This is a genomic window from Rhodococcus sp. PSBB066 (genome assembly GCF_017068255.1).
GTDB lineage: Bacteria > Actinomycetota > Actinomycetes > Mycobacteriales > Mycobacteriaceae > Rhodococcus > Rhodococcus aetherivorans.
The window spans coordinates 5,757,036-5,780,581 of sequence record NZ_CP070859.1; the positions used below are offsets into that span (position 1 = coordinate 5,757,036).

Below are 23,546 nucleotides of genomic sequence, written 5' to 3' on the forward strand. Positions count from 1 at the left end.
AGCTCCTTCGCTTCAGCGGATGGTGTAGCCGGCGTCGACCGGGAACGTGACACCGGTGACGTAACGAGCCTCGTCGGAGGCGAGGTAGACGATCGCGTTGCTGATGTCGACGGCCTCGATCAATTCGACCGGCATCGGGTTCTTGTACGACTCGTCGGCGGCAACCTCGGGATGGGAGTTGACGAACTCGCCGTACTCCGCGTTTGCCACCATAGGCGTGTTCACGCCGGTCGGGTGCACAGTGTTCACCCGAATGCTGTGCGGGGCAAGCTGTTTCGCATAGATTCGCATGAGACCGACAACACCGTGCTTGGCGGCGCTGTACCCGACCTGACCGGGGAGGGTGTTCAGCCCGATGCTCGTCAGGCCGGCCGCAGAACTCGTGATGATGATCGACCCGCCCTCCCCCCGTTCGACGAGGTGCGGCACCGTCACCTCGAGCACGTGCCATACCCCGGTGAGCATGGTGTCGATTGCGTCGTGCCATGCCTGGCGCTGTTCACCGGGACCGATCACCGGCATGATGCCGGCGTTCGGCAGCACGATGTCGACCTTGCCGAACTGTGCGATGCCCGCGTCGTAGGCCCGCTGGACATCCTCGATGTTGCGGACGTCTCCAATGGACGCGACGATCGAGCCTCCGGCCTCCTTGACCAGCCGCTCGGTCTCGGCAAGGTCGTCGCTGGTCGCCATCGGATAGAAGACCGTGGGGATCTGGTCGCAGATGTCCATCGCGATGACGGATGCCCCCTCTTCGGCGAGCCGGACGGCGTGCGAGCGCCCCCGGCCTCGCGCCGCACCGGTGATGAAAGCGACCTTGCCTTCGAGTCGACCCATGAGTGTTCTCCTCCGATTGCACGCCCCAGCTCCGGGCGGGCAAGCGCCCGTGCGTGGGAACGTAGTGAAGTTGGGGACCCACACATCAGTGTGAGGCGCACCACAGACGGTAGTTGCCTAAACCCTTTAGGTCAACGTCGGACAAGATTCGTCGCTCGTCTCACCCGGGCGGACTCGGAAGCTGGGCGCCTCGGCCCACTCGCCGACCTGGTAGCAGGAATGTTCCCCCTCCTGCTCGAATGCCATCAACCGGCACATGCGCACCGCCCCCGCGTCGTCCGGGTCGATACGAATCAGGGCGATCTGGGCCCCCGCGTCGCGCAGCGCCCCGAGTGCCATCGTGAGGAGCGTCATCCCGAGGCCCGCCCCGCGGGCGGTCTCCGTGAGCACGAGCGCCCGGACCGACGCCGCATCCAACTCGAGGTGGGTGGACAGCGCCGGATCGGACCACACGAACCCCACCTTCGCTCCCGAAGAGTCGGTTGCGACCAGCACATTGCCGGAACCGAGGCGGATCTCGTCGGCGAGGCGCTCGCGTTGCGCGGGTACGAGCGACGCCGCGTCCAGCACCTCGTCGATCGCCCGCGACACCGCCGGATCACCGAGCGGGCGCGCGTCGCCCGTCGTGATGCCCTCGGGCGGCGCGACCTCGTCGAGCGGGATCGCGAACGGGCCGGACAGGTGGCGGAACAACGTCCACAGCCTGCCCACCGCCGGGATGCCGAACCGTCGCGCGAGACGTTCGGACGCTGGGTGCGTGCTGTACGCCCAGCAGCGCAGAGCCACCGCACCGGTGCGCTCCCAGCCGCCGTCCGCTGTCGTGCCCAGGCCGATCTCCTCGACCAGCATCGTGGCCACACCGCGCGACCGGTAGTCCGGATGGACGACGAATTGCACGGTACCCAGCCCCTCGCCGTCCACCTGCAGGTGCAGGTACGCCACAATCACCAGCGGCGCGTCGTCGCGCGCGCTCAGGTCCTTGCGCGCCTTGATCGGCAGATGGGAGACGCGGACGCCGTCGCGACTCGTCGAGGTCACATCACCGGGGTGGATCCGCGAGAACCCGGCTTCCTCGTCGTACTCGGCGGCCGCGGCGACAAGAGCCAGCACCTCGTCCCGATCGCCGGAATCCAGTTCCGAACACCACTGATACGAGATCATCCTGTTCGCTCCTCATCTGCGGGTCAGTTCTCATAAATCTAATGCCGATCGGTATAGGGCCGCAACGGCCGAAGCGCCACCCGCAACCGGTCCGGGGTTTACACTTAAAACTACTTAAGTTAGATTTAGCGTCATCGATCCGAACCACCGCCTGGAGGGCAGCCATGACAGAGGTCGGAATTCCCCGCGAGGAACGCATTCGCCGCGCTCTCGACCATCTGCGCAACGACACCACCGACGAATTCGAGCACGTCACGTGGTTCGAACCCGTCGAGTTCACCGATCCGGAGATCGCCAAGCTCGAACGCGAGCGTGTCTTCGGCCGGGTTCCGTCGATCATCATCCACGGCTCCGAGATCCCCCGCGCGGGCGATTTCGTCACCCTCCAGTTGCCGCGGAACAATGTCATCGTCGTCCGTCAGCGCGACGGCAGCGTCAAAACCCTCGTGAACCAATGTCGTCACCGCGGCGCGATGGTCGAGAAGGAGGAGAAGGGCCGTTGCCGCCTGTTCTCCTGCCCGTACCATCGCTGGTCCTACGACACCGACGGCGCGCTGCGCACCATCACCCGCGACAACACGTTCGGCGACGCCGACCGTTCCGAACGGAACCTCGTGCAACTCCCGACCGAGGAACGTCACGGATTCGTCTGGGTTGTCGACGACGCCGACGCCACCATCGATGTCGCAGACTGGCTCGGCCCCGAGATGGACTCGATCATGGGGTCATACGGCATGGACAAAATGGTGACTACCCGAGTTCAGCGCTTCGACGAGCCCGTCAACTGGAAGCTGATGCAGGACGCGTTCCTCGACGGCTACCACATCCAGTACGCGCACCCGAACACCGCCGCCAAGCACATCCACACCAACGTCATGGCCTTCGAGGACTTCGGACATCACTGCCGGTTCCTCAATCTCCGCAAGACCATCGACCGGTGGATCGAGGAAGACCCCGGCGATCGCAGCCTCGCCGAGCACGTGACGGAAAGCCACCTGGTGGGTCCCAACAGCACCCTGCTCAAGCAGCCCGACCATTTCCAGCTGCTCACCTTCCGCCCCCACCGGAGCGATCCGCAGCGCTGCCACATGGAGATCCGTCTGATCGCACCGACGCTCGAAGACAGCGGCATGACCGAGGAGCGCTGGAATCGGATCTGGGACAAGAACGTCGAGATCCTGATCGCGGTCCTCCACAACGAGGACTTCCCGATCCTGCGTGGTTCGCAGGTCGCCATGGACAGCGCGAACGCCGGCAACATGCTCCTGGGCCGCAACGAGGTTGCCAACCAGGTCTTCCGCCGCGAGATCCAGAAACTCGTCGGCGAGAACTGACACCGAACACCACAGCGGGGCGCCTGCGGGCGCCCCGCATCAGGAGGATTACATGGAGAGCGATCTCTTCGAACACGACCACGAACTGTTTCGCGACTCCGTGCGGAGCTTCGTCGACAAGCACGTCGTCCCAAATCTCGAGAAGTGGGACGCCGACCGGCTCATCGACCGGGAAACCTGGCTCGCCGCGGGTAAGCAAGGACTGCTGGGCCTGAGCGTCCCTGAGCAGTACGGCGGGCCCGGCGAGCTCGATTACCGCTTTCGCGTCGTGATCCAGTCCGAGATTGCGCGGGTGGGCGCGTCCGCGCTGCAGTCCGGCTTCTCGACCAACGACGACATCGTCCTCAACTACCTGCTCCGCCATGCTACCGATGAGCAGAAGCAGCGGTGGTTGCCCGGATTCGTCACGGGCGAGACGATCGGCGCGATCGCGATGAGCGAACCGGCCGCCGGCAGCGACCTGCGGGGCATTACCACCACCGCAGTGCGCGACGGCGACCATTGGGTCCTCAACGGGTCCAAGACGTTCATCACGAGCGGCATCCTGGCCGACCTCGTCATCGTCTTCGCCAAGACCGACCCCGCAGCCGGTTCGCGAGGGTTCAGCCTCTTCGTGGTCGAAGACGGAACGCCCGGGTTCTCCCGCGGCCGCAAGCTCGACAAGGTCGGTCTGCACGCCCAGGACACGGCCGAGTTGTTCTTCGAGGATGTCCGCGTTCCCAAGGAGAACGTGCTCGGCGAGCTGGGGCAGGGCTTCGGCTACCTCATGCAGAGCCTTCCGCTGGAGCGGCTCGGTATCGGCATCGCCGCGCAGGTGTCCGCCGAGGCCGTCATGAGCTGGACACTCGACTACGTCAAGGAACGCACCGCGTTCGGCAAGCGCATCGGCGAGTTCCAGGGAATGGGCTTCACTCTCGCGGAACTGCAGACGGCGGTGGAGGTCTCACGCAGTTACCTCGATCGCTGCGTCCGGGAACACAACAAGGGCACGCTCACCGCGGTCGACGCGTCCAAGGCGAAGCTGTGGGCCACCGAGTTGCAGGGCCGTGTGATCGACGCCGGTGTGCAGTTCCACGGCGGCTACGGCTACATGATGGAATACCCGGTCGCGAAGGCCTTCATCGACGCCCGCATCCAGCGGATCTATGGTGGCACCAACGAGATCATGAAGGAAATCATCCACCGTGATCTGCTGAAGGCCTGAACCCCGGCACACGAGGAAGGGGACCCGATCGAATCGGGTCCCCTTCCTCGTGTCAGCTTCGCGATTCCGGTGTGAATGTGAGCGGTAGCCGCACGCAACCACGCACCGACGTGCCGTGCATCAACGGCGGATCACTGTCGACCAGCGCGTAGTCGGGGATTCTCCGATGTATCTCCTCCATCGCCAAGGTGAGCTCGAGGCGGGCGAGGTGAGACCCGAGGCACCGATGCGGCCCTGCGCCGAACGACAGATGCCTGTTCGGGCCACGATCGATCACGAACGCGTCCGGATTGTCGAACTCGGCTTCGTCGCGGTTGGCCGCACACAGCAGGAGCAACAATTGATCGTCGGCCTTGATGTTGACGCCGGCGATCTCGACATCGCGGGTCGCACGGCGGCCCATGCTGACGGCGGCTTCGATGCGGAGGATCTCCTCGACTGCGTCCGGCACCAGGCTGCTGTCGTCGATGAGCGCCTGCCGTTGCACCGGGTTGTTCGCAAGGTGCACCATGGCCCAACCGAGTGAACCCTGCACCGTGTGCAGTCCGGCAATGAGCAGCAGGAAGAACATGCGGCGCAGTTCCTCGTCAGTGAGGTGCCGCTCGACTCCGTCCATCCGGATCGGGGTATCGATGATCTGTGCGGTGACGCTCTCCGAGTCCTCCTGCCCGGAACGCACCCGATCCACGAATGCACCGAAGTACTCGAACACGTTCGTTGCCGCTTCTGCCCGGGCACGGGCGGATTCCTCCTCGCCGGCTCCCGGAATCCCCTGGAGCGCAATATCCGTCCACTCCGTGAACTGTTCGGCATCGTCGAGAGGCCAGCCCATGAGACTGAGGAAGACACGAGTCGGCAGCGCATGCGCGAACTCGGCCACGAATTCGCACCGGCCGGAGTCCGCGAAGCCGTCGATCAGTTGGTTGATGATCTCGCGGATCCTCGGCTCGAGCTCTTTCATCCGCGCCGGACCGAACAGTGGCTGGAGCGCCTGACGATACTGCGTGTGCTCGGGCGGATCGATCTCGACCGGGATGAACTTGCCCTGGCCGGCATCGACCAGGTTGTTCGGATAGCTGGAAAACGTCTCGGCATCGCGCAGGATGCGGAAGATGTCCGCGTACCGCGTGACGATCCAGTGCCCACCGTGGTGCGGGGAGTAGACGATCGGTCCGCGGGCACGGAGTTCGGCGGCCTTTTCCTGGAAGACATCGACCGGAGCGGCGAGAGCTGGGTCGTACACGTCGAAGTCGACGAGCAGATCCTCGGATACGTTACTGGCAGTCAACGCGTTGCACCCTTCTGAATCCATGGAACCTACCGATCCGACGCTCAGGTCGTCGGTGTGAACCTGATCGGAAGCCGCAAGCAGCCCCGCACCTGCGTTGCGTGCAGGATCGGCGGATCGGATTCGACGAGTTCGTAGTCCGGAATCCGGCGGTGCAATTCCTCGAGCGCGATCGACAGTTCGATGCGGGCCAGATGTGAGCCCAGGCACCGGTGCGGACCGGCACCGAATGTCAGGTGCCGGTTCGGTGACCGGTCGATCACGAACTCGTCGGGATCCTCGAATTCGCTTCCGTCGCGGTTGGCCGAACAGAGCACCAGCAGCAACTGGTCGCCGGCCTTGATCTTCGCCCCGCCGAGTTCGACGTCGCGGGTCGCACGGCGGCCCATACTCACTGCAGCCTCGATCCGCAGGACCTCCTCGACGGCGTTCGGGATCAGCGAGTCGTCCTCGATGAGCGCGGCGCGCTGACGAGGATTGTTCACCAGGTGGATCACGGCCCAGGCCAGCGATCCCTGAACGGTGTGCAGACCTGCGATGAGCAGGAGGAAGAACATGCGGGTCAGCTCTTCGTCGGTGAGCAGTCGCTTGCCGTCCTCGAGGTCGACCTCGGTGCGGATGAGTGCGGAGGTGACATCCTCACCGGGGTTCGCGCGACGCTCGTCGACGATCTTCTGGAAGTAGGCGAACATCTGCTGGGCTGCCTCGGCGCGTGCCTTCGCCGACTCGTCCTCGCTGGCGCCGGGCTTGCCCATCAGGGCGGTGTCGGTGGCCTCGGTGAGTATCGGGGCGTCCTCGAGTGGCCAGTCCATCAACGCGAGGAAGACGCGGGTGGGCAGCTCGTGCGCGAAGTCGGCGATGAACTCCGCCTCACCCTTGCCCGCGAAACTGTCGATCAGTTCGTTGACCACGCCCCGGATCTGCTCGGACAGCGCCTTCATCCGGTTCGGGGAGAACAGCGGCTGCAGGGCCACCCGATATCCGGTGTGCTCCGGCGGGTCGAGCTCGAGCGGCAGAAACTTGCCGTCCCCGGCATTGACCAGGTTGTTCGGGTAACTCGAGAAGGTTTCCGGGTCGCGGAGGACCTCGTGGAGCTCCTTGTACCGGGTGACGATCCAGTGGCCGCCGTGCGCGGTCGAGTAGACGACAGGGCCTTTGGCCGCGAGTTCGGCGACCTTCTCCTGCACGGTGTCCACCGGGTCCGTGAGCGACGGGTCGTAGATGTCGAAGTCGACGACAGGTGTCGACATTTCGTCGGTGATGGTCATGCTGATCGCCCCGTTCGAAGGGTCTGTGTTGCTCGAGAAGTCAGAGTGTTTCGAGGCTCAGGGCTCGTTCGGGGCACATCGCGACGGCCTCCTCGGCCGCCACGATGTGCTCCTCGGTCCTGAGCGTTTCCTGCACGAGCACCGGGTATCCGGCATCGTCGCAGTCGATGATTTCGGGGGCGCGGCCGTAACAGAGGCCGTGCCCGGCGCACGCCGACCGATCCACGACGAGTCGGCGCGTGCCTGACTGCGCTTCCGTGTCGTGGGCAGTCATCGTCATTCCTCGCCGGTGACCATCGGCGGCGGGTTGTTCCCGTCTTCGGGGAACATCATCGCCACACGAGACAAGGTGCCGCCGTCGGTGGTCGGCAGGGTGACACCGGAGATGTATGCCGACTCGTCCGACACGAGGAACAACGCAGCCCGCGCATTGTCCTTCAGCGACGGCGGACGATTGAGCTTGAGCGGAATCGGCGAGACACTCGGGTCCCACGGACCGGCGACCTCCTCGTACGACTGCCCCACCACCGGAGCACCGGCCGGCGCCAGGAAGTTCGGCGACATCCCGTGCGTCGGGGCGATCGCATTCACCCGGATCCCGTACTTGCCCAGATCCAGGCTCAGACCGCGAACCATCCCGTTCACACCGGCCTTCGTCGCCGAATACGCTGCGATGCTGTGGTACGCCACGAACGACGCCGCCGACGAGGTCGCCAGGATGACACCGCCACCATTGGCCCGCAACGCCGGCACCGCCGCCTTCGCGGTGTAGAACACGCCGGACAGGTTCACCCCGATGACGTCCTGCCAGTCCGCGTCCGTCAGATCCTGGAACTCGACCTGCTCACCGCCCGCAACGGACGGCACACCACCGCGCGAGACGATCCCGGCATTGGCCCACGCGATGTCGAGCTTGCCGAACGCCGCCACCGTCGCCGCCACCGCATCGACCACCTGCTGCTCGACGCGTACATCGGCGGTGACCGCGATCGCCGAACCACCCTGCTGCTCGACCAACTCGACCGTGCCCTTCGCACGCTCCGGATCGATATCGACCACCGCGATCTTCGCGCCCTCCGACGCGAACAACTGCGACGCCTCGCGTCCCAACCCGGACCCGGCACCGGTGATCAGCGCGACCTTACCTTCGAGTTTCATCAAAGCTCCTCAGCTCGAACATGTAACAGAGGGATGGAAGATGCTGGAGGACGGCGACTTCCCTACAGGGTTCGCACCGTCATGTGATTCAGCTTACATACATGAGAAGTGATACGTCAATCGTTCTTTGTAAATCAGCCGAGCCGGATCGACGTGTCGAGGACCCTTGCGCGGGAATCGACTCCTCACCGCATGGAGGTCGCTGATGAACAGCCGCTTGACCATTCGCGAAACACTGCCGGTACGCGACACTGCTAGTACGCGACACTGCTAGTACGCGATGAAGAGAATCTCATCGCGCGAGTACTCCATTCCGGGATGTGACTCGCTCAGGTGCGACCGGGCCTTCGCAACGAGGTCGCCTTCATCCGTGCCCGTGACCACGGTTCCACACGGGCAGGTCAATCTCGTCTTCATTCTCATAGCGGTCGGCCCTTCTGCGCCATCGGTACGGTCGGTGACACCCCTGTCCGCCCTCGTCGACCGAGAGACTCGGGAGCGCCGGCCGGATGTGGGCGACATCACACCACAATATCTAACGTACGTAGGTTACACAACCGCCGGAGCCCTGATGCCGGTCGCCTGCTGTCGATAGAGCCGCCCAGTGCGACACAGCAGGAACGTCGCGAAGTTCGGGTCGCAGACGAAGGCTACGTGCGCGCCTCCGTCCCCCAGCCCCCTCACGTTTCGGAATCGATCAGGCAGGCTCCGCGGCCTTTTCGACAGGCGCGTCCGTCCGATGCATGGCATTGGTCCTTCGGGGAACCAACGACACCAGCACTGCGGCAGCCACTCCAGCGAACGCGAAGGCGTAGTAGGCCCAGTCCGCTCCGAGCGCAGAGCTCATGATCATTCCGGTGAGAATGGGCCCGCAGACACCACCCAACCGGCCCAGCCCCACCGCCAGTCCGAGCGCTGTGCCACGCGCGGCGGCCGGGTAGAAGACCCCGACGAATCCGTAAACACCCGTCGTGGAGGACGCACAGAAGCCGATCAGCAGAACCAACCCGAACACGAGTGCCTGTGCCGGCTGCAGGGTCAGGGCGGACACTGCGATCGCTCCCCCGACAAAGCTCACCGAGATCACCGGACGCGATCCCAATCGATCCGCCAGACCGGTGATGACCACCATGCCGAACCCGCTACCGATGTTGAAGGCGAGCAGGAACGTCAACGCGGACCCGAGATCGTAGCCGGAGGCCCTCAGCATCTGAGGAATCCAGGTGTTCATGCCGTACGAGACGAGAAGGCCGAAGAAGGGATGAGCGGAAACATGATCGTCGCGATCCTGTATCCGGGTGCGAACAGGAGCTTGAGACCCGACTTGGAACCGGCATTCGCGGTTCTCGACTCCTCCAGGGCCAGGCCGGATTCGGCACCGTGATCAACCGAGTAACGCTGCGTCAACGCGCGGGCCTCATCGTGCCGGCCCTTGCTCACGAGGAAAGCGATCGATTCGGGCAGGCTTCGGTATGCGATGACGAACAACACGACCCCAAGGAGGCCACCCACTGCGAACATCGATTCCCAGCCGAAGGCAGGGATCATGAAGATGGCGGCGATGGCGACCACGCACCCGCCGATGGGAAAACCGGTTTGGATGACGCCGTTGTAGAACTGCCGTCGGTCTACCTTGACGTATTCCTGGGTGAGCGCAATCAGGGTGGGGAGGGCTCCGCCGAAGCCGAGGCCGGCAAGCAACCGGAAGAGGCCGAAGGTCTCGAGATTCGGCGCAATGGCACATAACCCGGTGAACAGACTGAAGCTCACAATGCAGGCGAGCACGATCGGTCGCCGGCCGACGAGGTCTGTGAGGTAGCCGGCCAGCATTGCGCCGGCCATCATTCCGAACAGCGACAAGCTGCCGATCAACCCTGCCGAGGCGGTGGTGATCCCCCACTGTTCGATTTCCAGCAACGTCGGAAGCACCGCGCCGAACATGATGAGGTCGACACCATCGAGGATGGTGATGGCCAAGCAGGTGAGGACCACGGATCGGGCACCCGAGACGGCCCTTTCCTTCCCCGGGCCGGAGATCTGCGACATGTTGGTTCCTTCGGGTTGTGGGGTATCTGGGTTCGATGCCGACGAACGCGCGAGTGGCGGTTGTCGACGTGTGTCGACAACGGGGCAGAATCGTTCGATTGCAAGCCCATCGCGACCGTCGAGGTGCGGGGCTGCGGGGCTGCGGGAGACGCTCTTTACCACCGCGGTATGCCCTGCATCACACGGGCAATAATCTAATGTCTATCGGTACTGGCGACAAGCCCGGAATGAGCACTTCGGAGCTCAGCCCCACTTCCTCGAATCCTCGAACGCACGCGCCATCCACTGATGAAAATGCTGATTGGCAATCTCGTTTCGCCCGAAGTAGATCGGTCCGATGTCCGTGTTCGTAACGGCCTTCTGCAGACCCTCGTTGACGACGAGGTCCTCCTCTCGAAGTACCGCAATCAGAATGTTCCAGTTCTTGTCCCACCGCGCCTTCTGCTCGTCCGTCACGGCAGGTTCCCGAGTGAGAAGACGCATCTGCATCCGAGTCCCGACGGGCGTGCCCGGAGCAGGGACGAAGTTGAGCACCTCCAGATGATCCGGTTGACGCAGCACCGACATATTGGGCATCAGAAAGTGCGCAACGGTGATGTGCCGGTCGATCGGGGCGTCCGCGGGCGCGACACCTCGCACCGTGTCGATGCTCTTGCGTGCCGTGATCATTCGTCCGTGCCTGCCCATGGGTTCCCAGGATTGCGCGTTGTTGTAGAAGTACGGCGCAACAGTTCCGGCGTGGGTCGAGGTGATGTGGTAGCCGTCGAGGAAGGCATCCATCAAGACCTTCCAGTTGATGTCCACATCGAAGTTCTGGGCGATATGGCAGTGGTACTTGTCCATCTCCATGGCGGCGAGGGACTCGTCGAACTCCCGGCCGAGCCACTCCGCGATGTCGATCGTTCGATCACCCGCGGCGGAGTCGACGACCCAGACGAAACCATGTCGCTCCTCGACCGGAACCTCCAGCAGGCTCATGCAGCGACGATCGACCCTCCCGAACGTCGGCTCGTCCGCGATCGACCGCAGACTGCCATCGCTCCCATACGCCCACCCGTGGTAGCGGCACGAAAAGATGCGCTTCGAACCCCTCTCCTCGGGAACGAGCCGGGCGCCTCGATGCCGGCAGGTGTTCACGAACCCACGAACCCCACCGTCCGCCTGCCGAACGAGAACAATCTCGTTGTTCGGCAACTGGACCGTCGCAAAGTCGTGGTTGCCGGGCAATTCGGTGCTGTGCGCCGCGATGATCGGCACATATCCGAACAGCTCTCTGCGCTCGCGGGCCGCCAGTTCCGGATCCGTGTAGACGCGCGGATCGACCTCGAGGATCTCCGGCGCCATATCGGTGGTGTCGTGGTCGAGGTGATCGAACAACGCCCGGGCAAAACCCGCTTTCGTCGCCTCGTCGTACGGAAGATCGGTGTAGACCATCGTGCTCACTCCTTCGCGGGACCGCGGCGGTCCCCGCAAGAACGTCGCTAGAGCTGCAGACTCTTGATTTCGACAAACTCCTCGAGGCCGAATGCCCCGCCCTCGCGCCCATGGCCGGATTGCTTGAATCCGCCGAAAGGCGCAGCGCCGTTGAATTTTCCACCGTTGACCTCGATCTGCGTCGCACGCATCCTGCGCGCAACCGACTTCGCGCGCTCGGGGTCGCCGGACCACACAGCGCCGGCGATACCGAAGATCGTGCCGTTCGCGATCTCGATCGCTTGCTCGGGTGTGTCGTACGCGATGATCGACAGCACCGGACCGAAGATCTCCTCCTGAGCGATCGTGCTGTCCGGGTCCACCTCCGAGAACACGGTCGGTTCGACGAAGAATCCGGTACGGGCCGGTGCGTCGACCGACCCGGCGACGAGCTTTGCGCCCTCCTTGACGCCGGCACGGATGTAGTCGAGGACCCGCTCACGCTGAGATGCGGTAACCATGGGTCCGAGCTTCGTGTCGCCGTCGGCGGGATCGCCGGGCGCATATGCCGCGGCCGCCTTCGCGGCGAGCTTCTCCGCCTCGGCCAGGCGGGAGCGCGGTACGACCAAACGAGTCTGCGCATTGCAGGACTGTCCGCCGTTCATGTAGCAGGCACGCACGGTGTGCGGCACGGCCTTACCGAACTCCTCGTCGCTGAGGTCGTCGAGCAGCACAGCGGCGCTCTTTCCACCCAGTTCGACCGACACCCGCTTCACTGTCCCGGCGGCCAGCTCGAGGACTCGCTTGCCGACCGAGTTCGATCCCGTGAAGCTGACCATATCGATGTCCGGATGAATGGCGATGGCCTCGCCGACGATCGGACCGTGCCCGTGAACCAGATTGAATACGCCGGCCGGAACTCCGGCAGCGTCGACCGCTTCCGCCAGGGCGTGGGCGGTGAACGGGGCAACCTCGCTGGCCTTGACGACCACCGTGCACCCGGTCACGAGCGCAGCCCCGATCTTGGCGGTGATCTGGTGCAACGGGTAGTTCCAGGGCGTGATACACCCGATCACCCCGACAGGCTCACGCACGATCAGGGAGTTGCGGAGCTGTTCTTCCCACGGGAAGTTCTTCGCCGCGGTCACGGCCTCACGCAGGTCGACGATACCCAGTCCGACCTGGGCCCAACGCGCCACCCTGCGTGGGGTGCCGACCTCGGCGACGACGATATCGGTGATCTCCTCCTGTCGCCGCTCCAGTTCGTCGGCCAGACGCGAGACGAACTCCGCCCGCGTGTGCGGCGCGGTCTGTGACCACTGCTCCAAGGCCCGCCGCGCAGCAGCCACCGCCACATCGACATCTGCGGCAGCCCCGGCGGGGACATCCCCTATGCGTTCCTCGGTGGTCGGGTTGACGACGTCGATACGCTCCGCGCTCGTGGAGGCACTCCACGTGCCGTCCACGTACAGATCAAGGGTCACGATGGCTTACTCCGTATCATCGAGTTGACAGAATTCACCGGTACACCGAGCTGCTCGATCACCGAGAAGGCATAAGAAGCAACGGCTTACCGCTTACGATCCGACGAGGTCCCGCAGACCTTCGTCGCTCACCGGTGCGGTGGCCACACCCATCACACCGGCGAGGAATCCTCGGATCGCTACCACGAAGAGCTCGCGCGACGACCATCGGTTGGCTGCCAGCGCGCGGGTGAGCGTCGGGTGTCTCCGCTCGTCGACATTCGGGAAGACCTCCGTGCTGCCGACCGGGTCGCGCATGAGATCGCTCAGAGTGGTGGCGAGTGCCAGTTTCTCCAGTCCGTCCAGGATCACCACGTGCAGGCGCGCCGGTACGCCCCCGTCCTCGAGGATTCGGGCACACATTTCGTACGTTCTCGTGAGGACGTCGCGCGGAAGAAACTGCACCAGCACGAGAGCGGCATTGGGATGGCGGAGAATCGCGTCGCGGTAGTTGAGGCTGAGTTCGACGAACCATTCCACCCAGTCGGTATCCGACGAATACTCGGGCACCGTGGCCCCGGTCATGAGCTCCTTCGCCACCTCTGTCATGAGCTCACGGCGATCGGCGAAGTGGTGATACAGCGAGGAGGTTTTCACGTTCAGGTGTTTGGCCACGCGCGGCAGGCTGAACGCAGCCATACCTTCGGTGTCGATGATCTCGATGCTTGCCGCGATCGTCGAACTCCGGCTGATCAGAGGCTTTGCCGGTCGTCCCATCACGTCCCCCTTTCGATCGACCCGAGACTCAGTTCCACAACCCCGCCGTATCGACTCCGATGGAAAACCAGTGGCTGCGTGGTCGGATCGGACCCGAAGCCGAGGAGGTCGGCAACCGCGATGAGGTGATCGCCACCGTCGTGCTCCGCAGCCAGCGCCACCTCGAACCACGCTGCCACCCCGCCGATGATCGGCGCGCCGCCCTCGGCCGGGCGCCACCGCACTCCGTCGAATTTCCGGCCCCCCGATTTCGCAAAGCGGTCACTGAGAGCGTGTTGGCCCGAGGAAAGTACGTTGACACAGAACGTCTCGACGGTACGAATCGCCGGCCAGCTCGTCGAACGCCGGCTCGGGCACAGCAGGACCTGGGGCGGATCCAGCGACAGCGCCGAGAACGACTGACAGGTGAATCCGGCCGGTTCGTCGCCCACCATCGCCGTCACCACCGTCACACCGGAGCAGAAATGTCCCAAGACGTCGCGGAGCGCCCGAGTGTCCGTTGCCGGGCCGGTGCTGCTGTCCACTCGCGTCGACACGTGTCGTCCTCTCATCTGGCCGGTGCGATGTGCACCCGGATCTCGCCTGCAGGAACGAGCTGCATCGGGCTCATGGCGCCGTCCGTACCGCGCGGGGAGTGATCCGTCGCCAGACCAGTGCCGGAGACAGCGTGGTGGTGCGGAACACGAGCGGATCCGACGACAGGGTCATCACGTCACCCTCGAAGCGCACGTACCGCTTCTGGTCGTCGCCGATCCAGTTCGGATACAGCGATACCGCCATCTCGTGCCAGACAGCGGAGTTGTCCTCGTCGACACGGTAGGGACCCGAATAGGCGAGGTACCCCCCGGCGGCCTCGCTTCGTTCGCCCATCTCGCCGCTGTGCACGTTGCGGGTCCGGTAGAGGGTTCGGCCGGAACGCATGATCTGTGCCGACATGTACCCGTCCGCCGAGTAGATGATCAGTCCGCGAGCCTCGGGACCCAGCGGGTAGTCGACCTTTCCCGTATCGGAGGTTGTCGAGTACTCGACGAGTTCCCAGGCCCCGACGATCCGCTGGGCGATCGAGACGCCATCGATGTCGGTGTCGGTGTCGGTGCTCATGTCCTGCTTCCTTTCAGCTCACAACACGTCGCGCGTGCAGAGAAGGACCGAACTCGAGAGTGCGGCCATGGGCCCGCCGATGAACAGGGACACCTTCGCGCCGGGCACCTGGTTTGCCGAGCTTCCGCGCACCTGGCGCACGGCCTCGACTGCCAGCCCCATCCCGTTGACGAACGAATCTGCGAGATTGCCCCCGCTGGTATTCACTGGGAGCAGTCCGTGCGGAGCCGTCAGATTCTCGAGGGTCATGACCTTGCCGGCTTCGGCGCCGGGTGGGCACAGCCCGTGATCGATCAGCGCGGCCACCCCGGAACCACTGAAGTTCTCGTAGACCTGGACGACATCGACCTGGTCGGGACCGAGGTCGGCATCTGCCCACAGACTCTCCGCGACCCCCGCCGCCCCGGAGAATCCCGCCGAGGTGTAGTCGAGATCGTTCTCCGTGTCGACGGCGTAGCCCCCTACCGCGCCCTGACTGCCGGCCAGCACGTAGGCCGGATTCGGATGGAGCTTCTCGGCGCGCTCGGCAGCGACCAGGATGAGAGCAACGGCTCCGTCGTTCTCACGAGAACAATCGTAGAGCCGGTACGGCTCGACTATCATCCGCGAGGCTTCGTAGGTCGACTCGTCGAGAGGACGCCCGAACGCCGCGGCACCCGGATTCTGCTGCGCATGTACGTAGTCGGCGAGAACCAGGGACCTCATCGCGGATTCCGGGACCCCGTCGTGCTCGAGCATCCGCTGGGTGCGCAGTGCGCAGGCCTGGGCGGGGGATCCGACTCCGTGCGGGAGCATGTGACCGTCGAAATGGTGCTTGGCATATCCGAGGCGGCCGGAATCCCGCTGTGCCATGGCGCGGTACACGACCACGCACTGTGCTTGGCCCGCTGCGATAGCGACCGCCGCGTTGGTGATCGCCGCGGCGGCACCACCACCGCCACCACCCCAGATCATGGTGGACCAGCGGATCCGGTGCGACATCAGTGACGCACCCACGACGGTCCCGTCGTTGTCACCGCCGCCGTACGAGACGAAGCCGTCGATCTCGCGGGGCGGCACCCCGGCCTCGGCAGCAGCCTCGACGATGGCGCGCAACGTCATCCGAAGTTCGCTGTCGGGCGATTCGCCTCGTTTGTAGTGGAATTCGCTGACGCCCACGACGGCTGCGGCACCGCGGAGAAATGAGCCGGTCATCGCTCGTCTCCCCGTTCGGTCCCGTTCGCAGTGCTCGCGAGGCGCCAGCGGAGCACCGGCCAGGGCGAGTCGGCAGGTTGCTGGATGATTCCCGCAGCCGAGTCACCGATGGCGATGTCCGCATCGTCGTTCTCCGCCAGCAGACCGAGCACTCGTCGCCCCCCGGCGTGCGGGAGCTCGACGAGAACCGTGACGTACGGCAGTTCGCCGGCCAGCTCCGGGATGAAGGGGTGCCAGGTCCGCGACCACGAGAAGACCCGTCCGACCGGTTCCACGGCGACCCATGCCGGGTCGAACGCCCGGCACTGTCCGCACATCCAGCGTGGTCCCCAGATCCACAGTCCACACCGGCCGCATCTCTGCAGCCGCAGCTCACCCGCCCGCAGACCTTCCCAATACGGCAGGTCCAGGCCGTCCGCGTACGGACCGGCCAGGACGGTGGCCGGGAACTCGCGGGCCACCCCGGGACCCGGTGTCATCGGATCGCACCGCTTTCGTGAATCGGCATATCGCTCCTTCGCCCTACGGGCGGGTGTCGCAGAAAGTCCGGTCGGTCAGTGCTTGGTCAGGTAGCCCGCGTCGATCGGCAGGTCGATCCCGGTCACGTACTTCGCGCCGTCGGACACGAGCCACAGCACGGCGTCGGAGATATCCTGTGGTTCGAGCATCATCACGTCGAGCAGATTCGTGCGGTCGTTGTGCTTCCACTTCCGCACCACGTGTGGCAACACCTTCGACAGTCCCTCCGCCATGGGCGAATTGACCCCTGTGGGGTTGACCGTGTTGACGCGGATGTTGTGATCGGCGAGCTCGAACGCGAGTGTGTCCTTCAAGCCTTGGAGTCCGTGCTTCGCGGCGCCGTAGTGCCCCCACGAGGGAGAAGCGCCGAGTCCGTCGACCGACGAGGTGATCACGATCGATCCGCCTCGACCACCCTCGATCATCACCGGTACGACAGCCTTGCACGCCTTCCACGCTCCGGTGAGGTTGACGTCGAGCATCGTCTGCCACGCGTCGTCTTCGATCTCGATCGTCGACTCGCAGTGATCGTGGATTCCGGCGTTCGCCAGCAGGATGTCGATCCTTCCGAATTGCGATACCGCAAGATCTGCGACAGCCTTCATGTCCGCACTGCTTCGCACATCCGCCTGCATGCCGGCAATCTCACCCCCGGCTTCCTTGACCAGCTGGATCGTCTCCTCGAGGTCCCCTGGTGTCGCGAGTGCATACTGCACATTCTTGATCGGTGCGGCGACGTCACACACCACGATCCTGGCGCCGGCAGCGGCAAGCGTGAGCGCGTGGGCGCGACCCTGGCCGCGAGCTCCGCCGGTGATGATTGCTACTTTTCCGTCGAGTGAGGTCATCGATTCTCCTGCTGTCGGATAACGGTGTTGAGCGGGGTCTTGCCGGATCGACTACCGCGCGCTCTTCACACGCTCGTAGTCCTGCGTCGCTTGGCTGATGCCGGTCGCGAATCGCTCACTGAAGCCGTCCTTGCGCGCTTGGGTCCAGTGATAGGAGTTCAGCAGCGGTTCGCAGGCGCCCGTGAAGCGCGGCATGACGTCGCGCATGAGGATGCGGTACATGCGTGAGGTGGCCTCGGTGTCGGCCCAGTCGTGTGCTGTCGCGAGGAAGGTGCCGAAGCCGCCGGTGCGGTCGATGATCTTCTGGATGTAGTCGATGGCGTCGTTCGCATCGCCGATGCAGCCGTATCCGGACTCGTTGACGCGCCGAACCAGTTCCTCGTGCGCGACTTCTTCGCCGGGTTCGATCATTTTCATCGGGGTGACGACGTGGCGGTAATCCATGAAGTCGCGCAGCCCGTACCGGGTGTCCTCGACGGCCTGCTCGAAGGTGTCGGCGATGTGGATGTTGCCGACGATCGCCCAGTCACCGCGGTCGACCGTCCGACCGTGCTCGTTCGCCTCGTGGGTCGTGATACCCCACGTCTGCTCGAGCAATTCGAACGACTTGTCACTGGTGCCACCGATGGACAGCAGACCGAGTCCGTACTTGCCGGCCAGCTTGGGTCCGGACGGGGACATCGCCGCCGCGACGGTGATCGGCACGCCGGGGTACGAATAGGGGCCCAGCTGCACTCGGGCATCCTCGAGGGAGAACCATTCGGTCTTCCGGTCGACCGGCCCCGGTGTCTCGAGCAGTTCCAGGATGGCGTCGAGGGATTCCTCCATCCGCGGCCGCAGAAGGTTGTAGTCCATGCCCATCATCTGCGAGTCGGCCACGAGCGCGCCCGGCCCGACACCGATCCTGATGCGTCCTCTAGTCATGTGATCCAAGAACGTGATTCGGTCGGCCACCATCAACGGATGGTGGTACGGGAGAGAGATGACACCGCTGCACAGCTCGATGCGCTCGGTGCGCTGTGCAGCTGCCGCGATCATCAGTTCCGGTGACGGACCGACCTCGTATCCACCGCTGTGATGCTCGCCGAACCACACCTGGTGGAAACCGAGCCGATCGAGATCCTCGACATGGCGGAGATCCTGTTCGATCGCCATCGTGGGGTTACGGCGGGGATTGTGGTACGGCGGAAGGAACACTCCGCACCGGAGCGGAGCCTTCCTCGCAGCCGGCGCATAGTTCACGTTCGACCCGGTGTTCTCGGTTGCCGATTCCATTTCAGTTCTCCTGTCGGTCATTGCGTGACGCGCCGCAGATGGTGACGATGGCCCGAGCGGTCCGTTCTCCTCGGTTGTGCCATCGGTGCCTGTTCCCGTTGATCACCACCGTGTCGCCGGGATTCAGTTCGATCTCCACACCGTCGTCGAGTTCGAGCACGAGCGAACCCTCGAGAAGGACGTGCACGTCCACGGAATCCGTCCGATGAAACCCCGGATCCTCGTCGTCCATGACGACGATTCCGTTGTCGCTGTCGCCGATGCGACCAGGCTCGAGCACCCAGCCGATCACCCACACTCCGCCCGGATCCGGAAATCCGACGGCGTCCGGTACTTCACCGGAATTGGGGACCTCGGGATCGGAGTCGGTTCGCCAGATGGGGTCGATTCCGGCGGCGTCCAGCCTCTCGATCTGCTCGTCGGCGACGAGCACGGCCGCGCCCTTGCGTTCGACTGCGATTACGCGACGAAAGCCCATGTTTGCCCCTCCGGGAGACAATTCTGTGACGACGAACGGCGCCGGGATTGCAGACAGTACGTTCTGTCCCACAACAGATTTCAGTTCACGGACACGAACAGGGAAGCACCGCGTGCTACGTGTGATACGCGCCCCACCCGCAGCACGCGAGTGCTGCGCATCACACCGATCAATCTAAATGCTATCGGTTAATCGGTCAAGCGGGCACCGACTGCGCGACAGCAATTCCCCTGCGAAACGCAGACATGAGCACATACGCTGTTGACCGGTCGGAAACGACTGATCTACCGTCGTCCCAAGGCAATCGCCCCTCCCCACGTCAGCCCGCGCTCGTCACAGCGCCACATCACCTGACTCCCCGGAGGACCCCTCCCCGCCGAGGCGCTCTCCGGATCACTCCCCTCGCGAAGGATCGCCGATGATCACGACACAGATCGAAATTCCCGCACATCTGATCACCGACTTCGATGTGTACGACCCGTCCCTGGCCGTGCCGGCCGATGTGTTCCAGGAGCGTGTCGCTGCGTTACGCAAGCAAGGGCCGGTCCTCTACTCCCCACATCACGGCGGACACTGGGTCGTCACCCGATACAGCGAGGCACTCCAGGTGCTCCAGGATCCGGAGACGTTCTCGAGCTTCCCGAACAACCTGCTCAATGCCGCGCAGGGCAAATTCCTTCCACTCGAACTCGACCCGCCCGAACACAGCTACTATCGGCAGGCACTTCAGCCGCTGTTCAGTCCCAAGCAAATGAAGGCGCTCGAGCCCGAGATCCGGGGCATCATCACCGCGCTGATCGACGACTTCGCAGAAAAGGGCGAGTGCGAGTTCATCTCCGAGTTCGCACACGAACTGCCGACGCGGATCTTCCTTGCGCTCATGGGGTGGCCACTGAGTGACGCACCGCAATTCACGGAGTGGACCGACATCACGCTCCAGGGCATCCCCGGCGCGAGCGAGGAGGAATCGGCCGAGGCCCGCGCGAAGGCCGCCGGCGAGATCTACGAGTACTTCGGGCAGGTGGTCGCCCGGGTCCGCTCCGGCGACGACAACTCCGGGAGCCTCACGGCGCAGATCATCAACACCCCACTCGACATCGAAGGAACACCCAGGCAGCTCACCGACGAGGAACTGTGCCGGATGTTCTTCCTGCTTCTCGTCGCGGGACTCCACACCGTCCAAGGCGCTCTCGCCTGGGGACTCATCCACCTGTCTCGTAATCTCGAGCAGCGCGAGGCGCTCCTTGTCGACCCGACGCTGATTCCGTCGGCGGTGGAAGAGATCCTGCGGATCGAGACTGCCACGAGCGGCGGCCGGCGTGCGACCCGAGACACCGAGATCGGTGGTGTCTCGATCAAGGCCGGCGACCAACTCTTGGTGTTGATGACCTCCGCCAACCGGGACGACGACGAGTTCGACAACCCTGACGAGCTGCAGATCGAACGGCACCCCAACCGCCACATCGGGTTCGGCGCCGGCCCGCATCGCTGCCTCGGCTCCCATCTCGCGCGGCTCGAGCTGAGGCTCGCCATGGAGGAGATTCACAAGCGGATTCCCGACTACGCGCTCGTTCCGGACAATCCCGCGGTCTTCCATTCGTCCCAGGTCCGTGGATGCGAGAAGCTGCCGATCACGTTCACGCCGTCGACGCGCTGATCCCGCTCGACCCGGTCGCAGGAAGTCGGCCCGAACAGTAGAAGGTCCCCGGAGGAAGCTCCGGGGGACCTTCTCGGCTGTGTCACACAGTGGAGGGAACCGGCGACAGCGCCGGATCGTCGGCGGGCGGTTGCAGCACGCCGTCGCGCACGAGCGAATCGATCTCGACTGTGCTCAGCCCGAGCACTCTCTCGCAGATCTCACGTGTCTGCTGACCGGCCAGGGGCGCCTGCCGCAGCGGCCAGTCCGGCAACGTCGCGAAGTGCGCCACCTGCTTCGCGGTCGGGAGCGGCGCCGGAAGCAGCTCGTGTTCGAGCTCGGTGTACGCACCGCGCGCGATCAGCTGAGGGTTGGTGAGCAGCTCCGGCAACCGGATCATGGCCCCGGCCGGTATTCCAGCCGCCTGCAGAGTCTCCATCGCCTCGGTCGGCGTGTGCCGCAGCAGCCACTCCGTCAACACCTCGTCGGCCTCGGCGCGGTGGTCGATCCTGAGCTCGGCGGTGGCGAAACGAGGGTCGTCGGCGAGGTCGGGCCGGCCGACTACACCGCACAGCCTCGCCCAGTCCGTGTCGTCGCGGACGGTGACGACACACCACTCGTCGTCACCTCCACACGGGTACACCCCGGAGGGCGCCGAGTACGGATCGGAATTTCCCGGGGCGCCGATCGACCCAGGGTCGAGATGTTCCGCGACGAGCTGGCTACCCAGTTGCACGATCGCGGTGTCGGCCTGAGCGACCTCGATCGCGGCGCCACGCCCGGTCCGCAGCCGGTGGATCAGCGTGGCGAGAATCGTGGTTGCGGTGACCTGTCCGGCGATGTGATCGGGGTAGACAGTCGAGCCGTCGCACAGTGCATCAGTGGTGTCCGAGTACCGCCAGAGCGCCGAGACACCACAGGCTGCCCGTACCAGCGGTCCGTAGCCGAGCCGCTTGTTCCACGGGCCGACACTGCCGAAGGCGCTGCTCTCGGACACGATGATGCGCGGATTGATCGCGGCGAGCTCGTCGTACGAGAGCCCCATCGAGGCGAGAGTGCCGGGCTTGAAGTTGGCGAGCACGATGTCCGCTTCGGCGGCCAGCCGCTTGAAGATGCGGATGCCTTCGGGACTGCGCAGGTTCAGTCCGAGGCTGCGGCGGTTACGGTGGCCCCACGCCACGGACGCGGCGAGGGCCGCACCCCGCTTCGACTGGCGCAATCCGTCCGGGAAGTTCGAGTTCTCGATCTTGATGACGTCGGCGCCGTTGTCCGCGAACTGGCGCCCGAGTTCAGCACCGAACACCACGACACCCATATCGAGGACCCGAAGACCCTCGAACGGCCGCCCACCCGGTTCGCGCTGCAGTGCGGGAATCGGATCGTGAGCCCCGTCGATGTCGGACCCGAACACCGTGTCGTTGTGCTCACCGAGTTCTGGCGCACGCATGCGCACTCCGGCTCGCTGCCCGTCGACCTTCGCGTACCCGGACGGGACTCGCGCGGTGACGCCGGGTGAGATCTCGGTATCGACGAACGTACCGGCCGCATCGAAATGCTCGGTCGTCAAGACCTCCGACACGGTGTTGAGACCACCGATCGGGATGCCCCGGGCCGCACCTTCGACGACGAGTTCGTCGCGGGTATAGGTGCTGAACAGCTGTTCGATGAGCGGATTGAGGCGAGCGGACGCAGCGAATCGCGCGGGAATGGTGTCGTATGTCGGATCCGCGAATTCCTCCGGCTCACCGAGCCATTCGAACATCGCCCGCCACTGCCGCTTCGCGAGCAGGCAGATGCGCACCTGCCCGTCGCCGCAGCGATAGACCGGGTAGAAGTTGGCGGCGTCGGGCCGGCCCCGCGGGAAGTCCTCGGAACGGCCGGCGGCAGCGGAGCCCTGCACACCGAATCCGGGATCGAAGCCGTGCACGACGACCTCGAACGCCGAGATGTCGACGGTCTGGCCACGTCCGGTGTGCAACCGGTCGAAGTAGGCGAGTAGCGCCGACCACGCCGTGTGCACGCCTACCGACTCGTCGATCAGCCCGTCGGGCGGCAGCAGAGGCTGCTCCCCCGGCTCACCGGAACGCGACAATACACCGCTGAGCGCATACAGGACCGGCTCTGTCGCCGCCCAGTCGCGATACGGACCGTCCTGACCGAAACCGGTGATCGACACGGCCACGAGCGCGGGATTGGCCCGGCACAGGTCCGCAGTACCCACGCCGCGCGCAGCGAGGAAGCCCGGGGGGAACGACTCCAGCAGAATGTCCGAGCGCCGCGCGAGGGCGCGCAACCGGTCCCGGCCTTCGTCCTCCTCGAGATCGAGCGTGACGCCGAGCTTGTTCGCGTTGCGCAGCGCGAACGGAACGCTCACGCCGTTCCGGACCGGGTGCGCCGAGCGCGAAGGCGAGCCTCCGGGCAGTTCGACTCGGACGACCTCGGCCCCGAGGTCGGCGAGGAACCGGCCCGCGGTGTCGCCGAATCCGTCCGTCAGTTCCAGTACCCGGACACCATGCAGAGGTAGTGCCATCTTGTGCTCCAATAGT

The 23,546-nt window shown here is 64.8% G+C and carries 23 protein-coding genes; 3 read left to right on the forward strand and 20 right to left on the reverse strand.

The window, feature by feature from the left end:
* Positions 1-12: 12 nt before the first annotated feature.
* The gene (locus JYA75_RS26260) at positions 13-837 is read right to left on the reverse strand and encodes a mycofactocin-coupled SDR family oxidoreductase (protein ID WP_203329525.1); all 825 of its coding nucleotides are present in this window, start codon (positions 835-837) and stop codon (positions 13-15) included.
* A gap of 126 nt (positions 838-963) precedes the next feature.
* Entirely contained in the window at positions 964-1,998 is a 1,035-nt protein-coding gene (locus JYA75_RS26265) for a GNAT family N-acetyltransferase (RefSeq protein ID WP_185713809.1), read from the reverse strand.
* Between the two features lie 164 nt (positions 1,999-2,162).
* Between JYA75_RS26265 and JYA75_RS26270 the strand changes: the two genes are divergently transcribed.
* Positions 2,163-3,332 carry an aromatic-ring-hydroxylating dioxygenase subunit alpha gene (locus JYA75_RS26270; RefSeq protein ID WP_006936272.1) on the forward strand — a complete coding sequence of 390 codons (1,170 nt, stop codon included), beginning with the start codon at positions 2,163-2,165 and terminating at the stop codon, positions 3,330-3,332.
* Positions 3,333-3,384: 52 nt separating this feature from the next.
* On the forward strand, positions 3,385-4,536 hold the full coding sequence (locus tag JYA75_RS26275; RefSeq protein WP_029541658.1) for an acyl-CoA dehydrogenase family protein: 1,152 nt from the start codon (positions 3,385-3,387) through the stop codon (positions 4,534-4,536).
* A gap of 52 nt (positions 4,537-4,588) precedes the next feature.
* On the opposite strand, the gene JYA75_RS26280 is transcribed toward JYA75_RS26275, so the two are convergent.
* The 17 genes from JYA75_RS26280 to JYA75_RS26350 form a co-directional block, all read right to left on the reverse strand.
* Entirely contained in the window at positions 4,589-5,848 is a 1,260-nt protein-coding gene (locus JYA75_RS26280; protein WP_050034670.1) for a cytochrome P450, read from the reverse strand.
* A gap of 20 nt (positions 5,849-5,868) precedes the next feature.
* A complete protein-coding gene (locus JYA75_RS26285) occupies positions 5,869-7,092 on the reverse strand; it encodes a cytochrome P450 (RefSeq protein WP_006936278.1) in 1,224 nt (407 codons plus the stop codon).
* A 40-nt stretch (positions 7,093-7,132) separates the two neighbouring features.
* The gene (locus JYA75_RS26290; RefSeq protein ID WP_006936280.1) at positions 7,133-7,366 is read right to left on the reverse strand and encodes a ferredoxin; all 234 of its coding nucleotides are present in this window, start codon (positions 7,364-7,366) and stop codon (positions 7,133-7,135) included.
* A 2-nt stretch (positions 7,367-7,368) separates the two neighbouring features.
* Complete coding sequence (locus JYA75_RS26295) at positions 7,369-8,250, reverse strand: SDR family NAD(P)-dependent oxidoreductase (protein ID WP_029541648.1); 882 nt, start codon at positions 8,248-8,250, stop codon at positions 7,369-7,371.
* A 270-nt stretch (positions 8,251-8,520) separates the two neighbouring features.
* Positions 8,521-8,667 carry a DUF1059 domain-containing protein gene (locus tag JYA75_RS28970; protein WP_239010608.1) on the reverse strand — a complete coding sequence of 49 codons (147 nt, stop codon included), beginning with the start codon at positions 8,665-8,667 and terminating at the stop codon, positions 8,521-8,523.
* Between the two features lie 280 nt (positions 8,668-8,947).
* Positions 8,948-9,481: an MFS transporter gene (locus tag JYA75_RS28975; protein ID WP_338109671.1), complete on the reverse strand. Its 534-nt coding sequence runs from the start codon at positions 9,479-9,481 to the stop codon at positions 8,948-8,950.
* Positions 9,478-10,296: an MFS transporter gene (locus JYA75_RS28980; protein ID WP_239010501.1), complete on the reverse strand. Its 819-nt coding sequence runs from the start codon at positions 10,294-10,296 to the stop codon at positions 9,478-9,480. The genes JYA75_RS28975 and JYA75_RS28980 overlap by 4 nt, the downstream gene beginning before the upstream one ends.
* A gap of 243 nt (positions 10,297-10,539) precedes the next feature.
* A complete protein-coding gene (locus JYA75_RS26305) occupies positions 10,540-11,730 on the reverse strand; it encodes an SRPBCC family protein (RefSeq protein WP_185713812.1) in 1,191 nt (396 codons plus the stop codon).
* Between the two features lie 47 nt (positions 11,731-11,777).
* Positions 11,778-13,193: an aldehyde dehydrogenase family protein gene (locus tag JYA75_RS26310; protein ID WP_185713813.1), complete on the reverse strand. Its 1,416-nt coding sequence runs from the start codon at positions 13,191-13,193 to the stop codon at positions 11,778-11,780.
* Between the two features lie 93 nt (positions 13,194-13,286).
* Positions 13,287-13,949, reverse strand: coding sequence for a TetR/AcrR family transcriptional regulator (locus tag JYA75_RS26315; RefSeq protein WP_043799821.1), 663 nt, complete (start codon positions 13,947-13,949; stop codon positions 13,287-13,289).
* Complete coding sequence (locus JYA75_RS26320) at positions 13,949-14,485, reverse strand: flavin reductase family protein (protein ID WP_161996746.1); 537 nt, start codon at positions 14,483-14,485, stop codon at positions 13,949-13,951. Before JYA75_RS26320 ends, JYA75_RS26315 begins: the two co-directional genes overlap by 1 nt.
* Positions 14,486-14,555: 70 nt before the next feature.
* Positions 14,556-15,050: a lipocalin-like domain-containing protein gene (locus tag JYA75_RS26325; RefSeq protein WP_072634449.1), complete on the reverse strand. Its 495-nt coding sequence runs from the start codon at positions 15,048-15,050 to the stop codon at positions 14,556-14,558.
* Between the two features lie 18 nt (positions 15,051-15,068).
* Positions 15,069-16,244 carry a transporter gene (locus JYA75_RS26330; RefSeq protein WP_072634448.1) on the reverse strand — a complete coding sequence of 392 codons (1,176 nt, stop codon included), beginning with the start codon at positions 16,242-16,244 and terminating at the stop codon, positions 15,069-15,071.
* On the reverse strand, positions 16,241-16,723 hold the full coding sequence (locus JYA75_RS26335) for an OB-fold domain-containing protein (protein WP_029541633.1): 483 nt from the start codon (positions 16,721-16,723) through the stop codon (positions 16,241-16,243). The genes JYA75_RS26330 and JYA75_RS26335 overlap by 4 nt, the downstream gene beginning before the upstream one ends.
* 75 nt (positions 16,724-16,798) lie before the next feature.
* A complete protein-coding gene (locus JYA75_RS26340; protein WP_006936302.1) occupies positions 16,799-17,611 on the reverse strand; it encodes a mycofactocin-coupled SDR family oxidoreductase in 813 nt (270 codons plus the stop codon).
* Positions 17,612-17,662: 51 nt separating this feature from the next.
* The gene (locus tag JYA75_RS26345) at positions 17,663-18,886 is read right to left on the reverse strand and encodes an LLM class flavin-dependent oxidoreductase (protein ID WP_006936303.1); all 1,224 of its coding nucleotides are present in this window, start codon (positions 18,884-18,886) and stop codon (positions 17,663-17,665) included.
* 1 nt (position 18,887) lies between these two features.
* Positions 18,888-19,364, reverse strand: a complete 477-nt coding sequence (locus tag JYA75_RS26350) for a cupin domain-containing protein (protein ID WP_006936304.1) — start codon at positions 19,362-19,364, stop codon at positions 18,888-18,890.
* Positions 19,365-19,782: 418 nt separating this feature from the next.
* Here JYA75_RS26350 and JYA75_RS26355 point away from each other — a divergent pair, with 418 nt between their 5' ends.
* Positions 19,783-21,021, forward strand: a complete 1,239-nt coding sequence (locus JYA75_RS26355) for a cytochrome P450 (RefSeq protein WP_203329526.1) — start codon at positions 19,783-19,785, stop codon at positions 21,019-21,021.
* A gap of 82 nt (positions 21,022-21,103) precedes the next feature.
* Here the strand turns inward: JYA75_RS26355 and JYA75_RS26360 are convergent, their stop codons facing one another.
* Positions 21,104-23,530, reverse strand: coding sequence for a CoA transferase (locus JYA75_RS26360; protein WP_185713814.1), 2,427 nt, complete (start codon positions 23,528-23,530; stop codon positions 21,104-21,106).
* Positions 23,531-23,546: the final 16 nt, after the last annotated feature.

What these genes read in the sequence shown, in the direction of transcription:
- JYA75_RS26260 (WP_203329525.1), bottom strand. Translation starts at nt 837, where the DNA reads ATGGGTCGACTCGAAGGCAAGGTCGCTTTCATCACCGGTGCGGCGCGA.
- JYA75_RS26265 (WP_185713809.1), bottom strand. Translation starts at nt 1,998, where the DNA reads ATGATCTCGTATCAGTGGTGTTCGGAACTGGATTCCGGCGATCGGGAC.
- JYA75_RS26270 (WP_006936272.1), top strand. Translation starts at nt 2,163, where the DNA reads ATGACAGAGGTCGGAATTCCCCGCGAGGAACGCATTCGCCGCGCTCTC.
- JYA75_RS26275 (WP_029541658.1), top strand. Translation starts at nt 3,385, where the DNA reads ATGGAGAGCGATCTCTTCGAACACGACCACGAACTGTTTCGCGACTCC.
- JYA75_RS26280 (WP_050034670.1), bottom strand. Translation starts at nt 5,848, where the DNA reads ATGGATTCAGAAGGGTGCAACGCGTTGACTGCCAGTAACGTATCCGAG.
- JYA75_RS26285 (WP_006936278.1), bottom strand. Translation starts at nt 7,092, where the DNA reads ATGACCATCACCGACGAAATGTCGACACCTGTCGTCGACTTCGACATC.
- JYA75_RS26290 (WP_006936280.1), bottom strand. Translation starts at nt 7,366, where the DNA reads ATGACTGCCCACGACACGGAAGCGCAGTCAGGCACGCGCCGACTCGTC.
- JYA75_RS26295 (WP_029541648.1), bottom strand. Translation starts at nt 8,250, where the DNA reads ATGAAACTCGAAGGTAAGGTCGCGCTGATCACCGGTGCCGGGTCCGGG.
- JYA75_RS28970 (WP_239010608.1), bottom strand. Translation starts at nt 8,667, where the DNA reads ATGAAGACGAGATTGACCTGCCCGTGTGGAACCGTGGTCACGGGCACG.
- JYA75_RS28975 (WP_338109671.1), bottom strand. Translation starts at nt 9,481, where the DNA reads ATGAACACCTGGATTCCTCAGATGCTGAGGGCCTCCGGCTACGATCTC.
- JYA75_RS28980 (WP_239010501.1), bottom strand. Translation starts at nt 10,296, where the DNA reads ATGTCGCAGATCTCCGGCCCGGGGAAGGAAAGGGCCGTCTCGGGTGCC.
- JYA75_RS26305 (WP_185713812.1), bottom strand. Translation starts at nt 11,730, where the DNA reads ATGGTCTACACCGATCTTCCGTACGACGAGGCGACGAAAGCGGGTTTT.
- JYA75_RS26315 (WP_043799821.1), bottom strand. Translation starts at nt 13,949, where the DNA reads ATGGGACGACCGGCAAAGCCTCTGATCAGCCGGAGTTCGACGATCGCG.
- JYA75_RS26325 (WP_072634449.1), bottom strand. Translation starts at nt 15,050, where the DNA reads ATGAGCACCGACACCGACACCGACATCGATGGCGTCTCGATCGCCCAG.
- JYA75_RS26330 (WP_072634448.1), bottom strand. Translation starts at nt 16,244, where the DNA reads ATGACCGGCTCATTTCTCCGCGGTGCCGCAGCCGTCGTGGGCGTCAGC.
- JYA75_RS26335 (WP_029541633.1), bottom strand. Translation starts at nt 16,723, where the DNA reads ATGACACCGGGTCCCGGGGTGGCCCGCGAGTTCCCGGCCACCGTCCTG.
- JYA75_RS26340 (WP_006936302.1), bottom strand. Translation starts at nt 17,611, where the DNA reads ATGACCTCACTCGACGGAAAAGTAGCAATCATCACCGGCGGAGCTCGC.
- JYA75_RS26345 (WP_006936303.1), bottom strand. Translation starts at nt 18,886, where the DNA reads ATGGAATCGGCAACCGAGAACACCGGGTCGAACGTGAACTATGCGCCG.
- JYA75_RS26350 (WP_006936304.1), bottom strand. Translation starts at nt 19,364, where the DNA reads ATGGGCTTTCGTCGCGTAATCGCAGTCGAACGCAAGGGCGCGGCCGTG.
- JYA75_RS26355 (WP_203329526.1), top strand. Translation starts at nt 19,783, where the DNA reads ATGATCACGACACAGATCGAAATTCCCGCACATCTGATCACCGACTTC.
- JYA75_RS26360 (WP_185713814.1), bottom strand. Translation starts at nt 23,530, where the DNA reads ATGGCACTACCTCTGCATGGTGTCCGGGTACTGGAACTGACGGACGGA.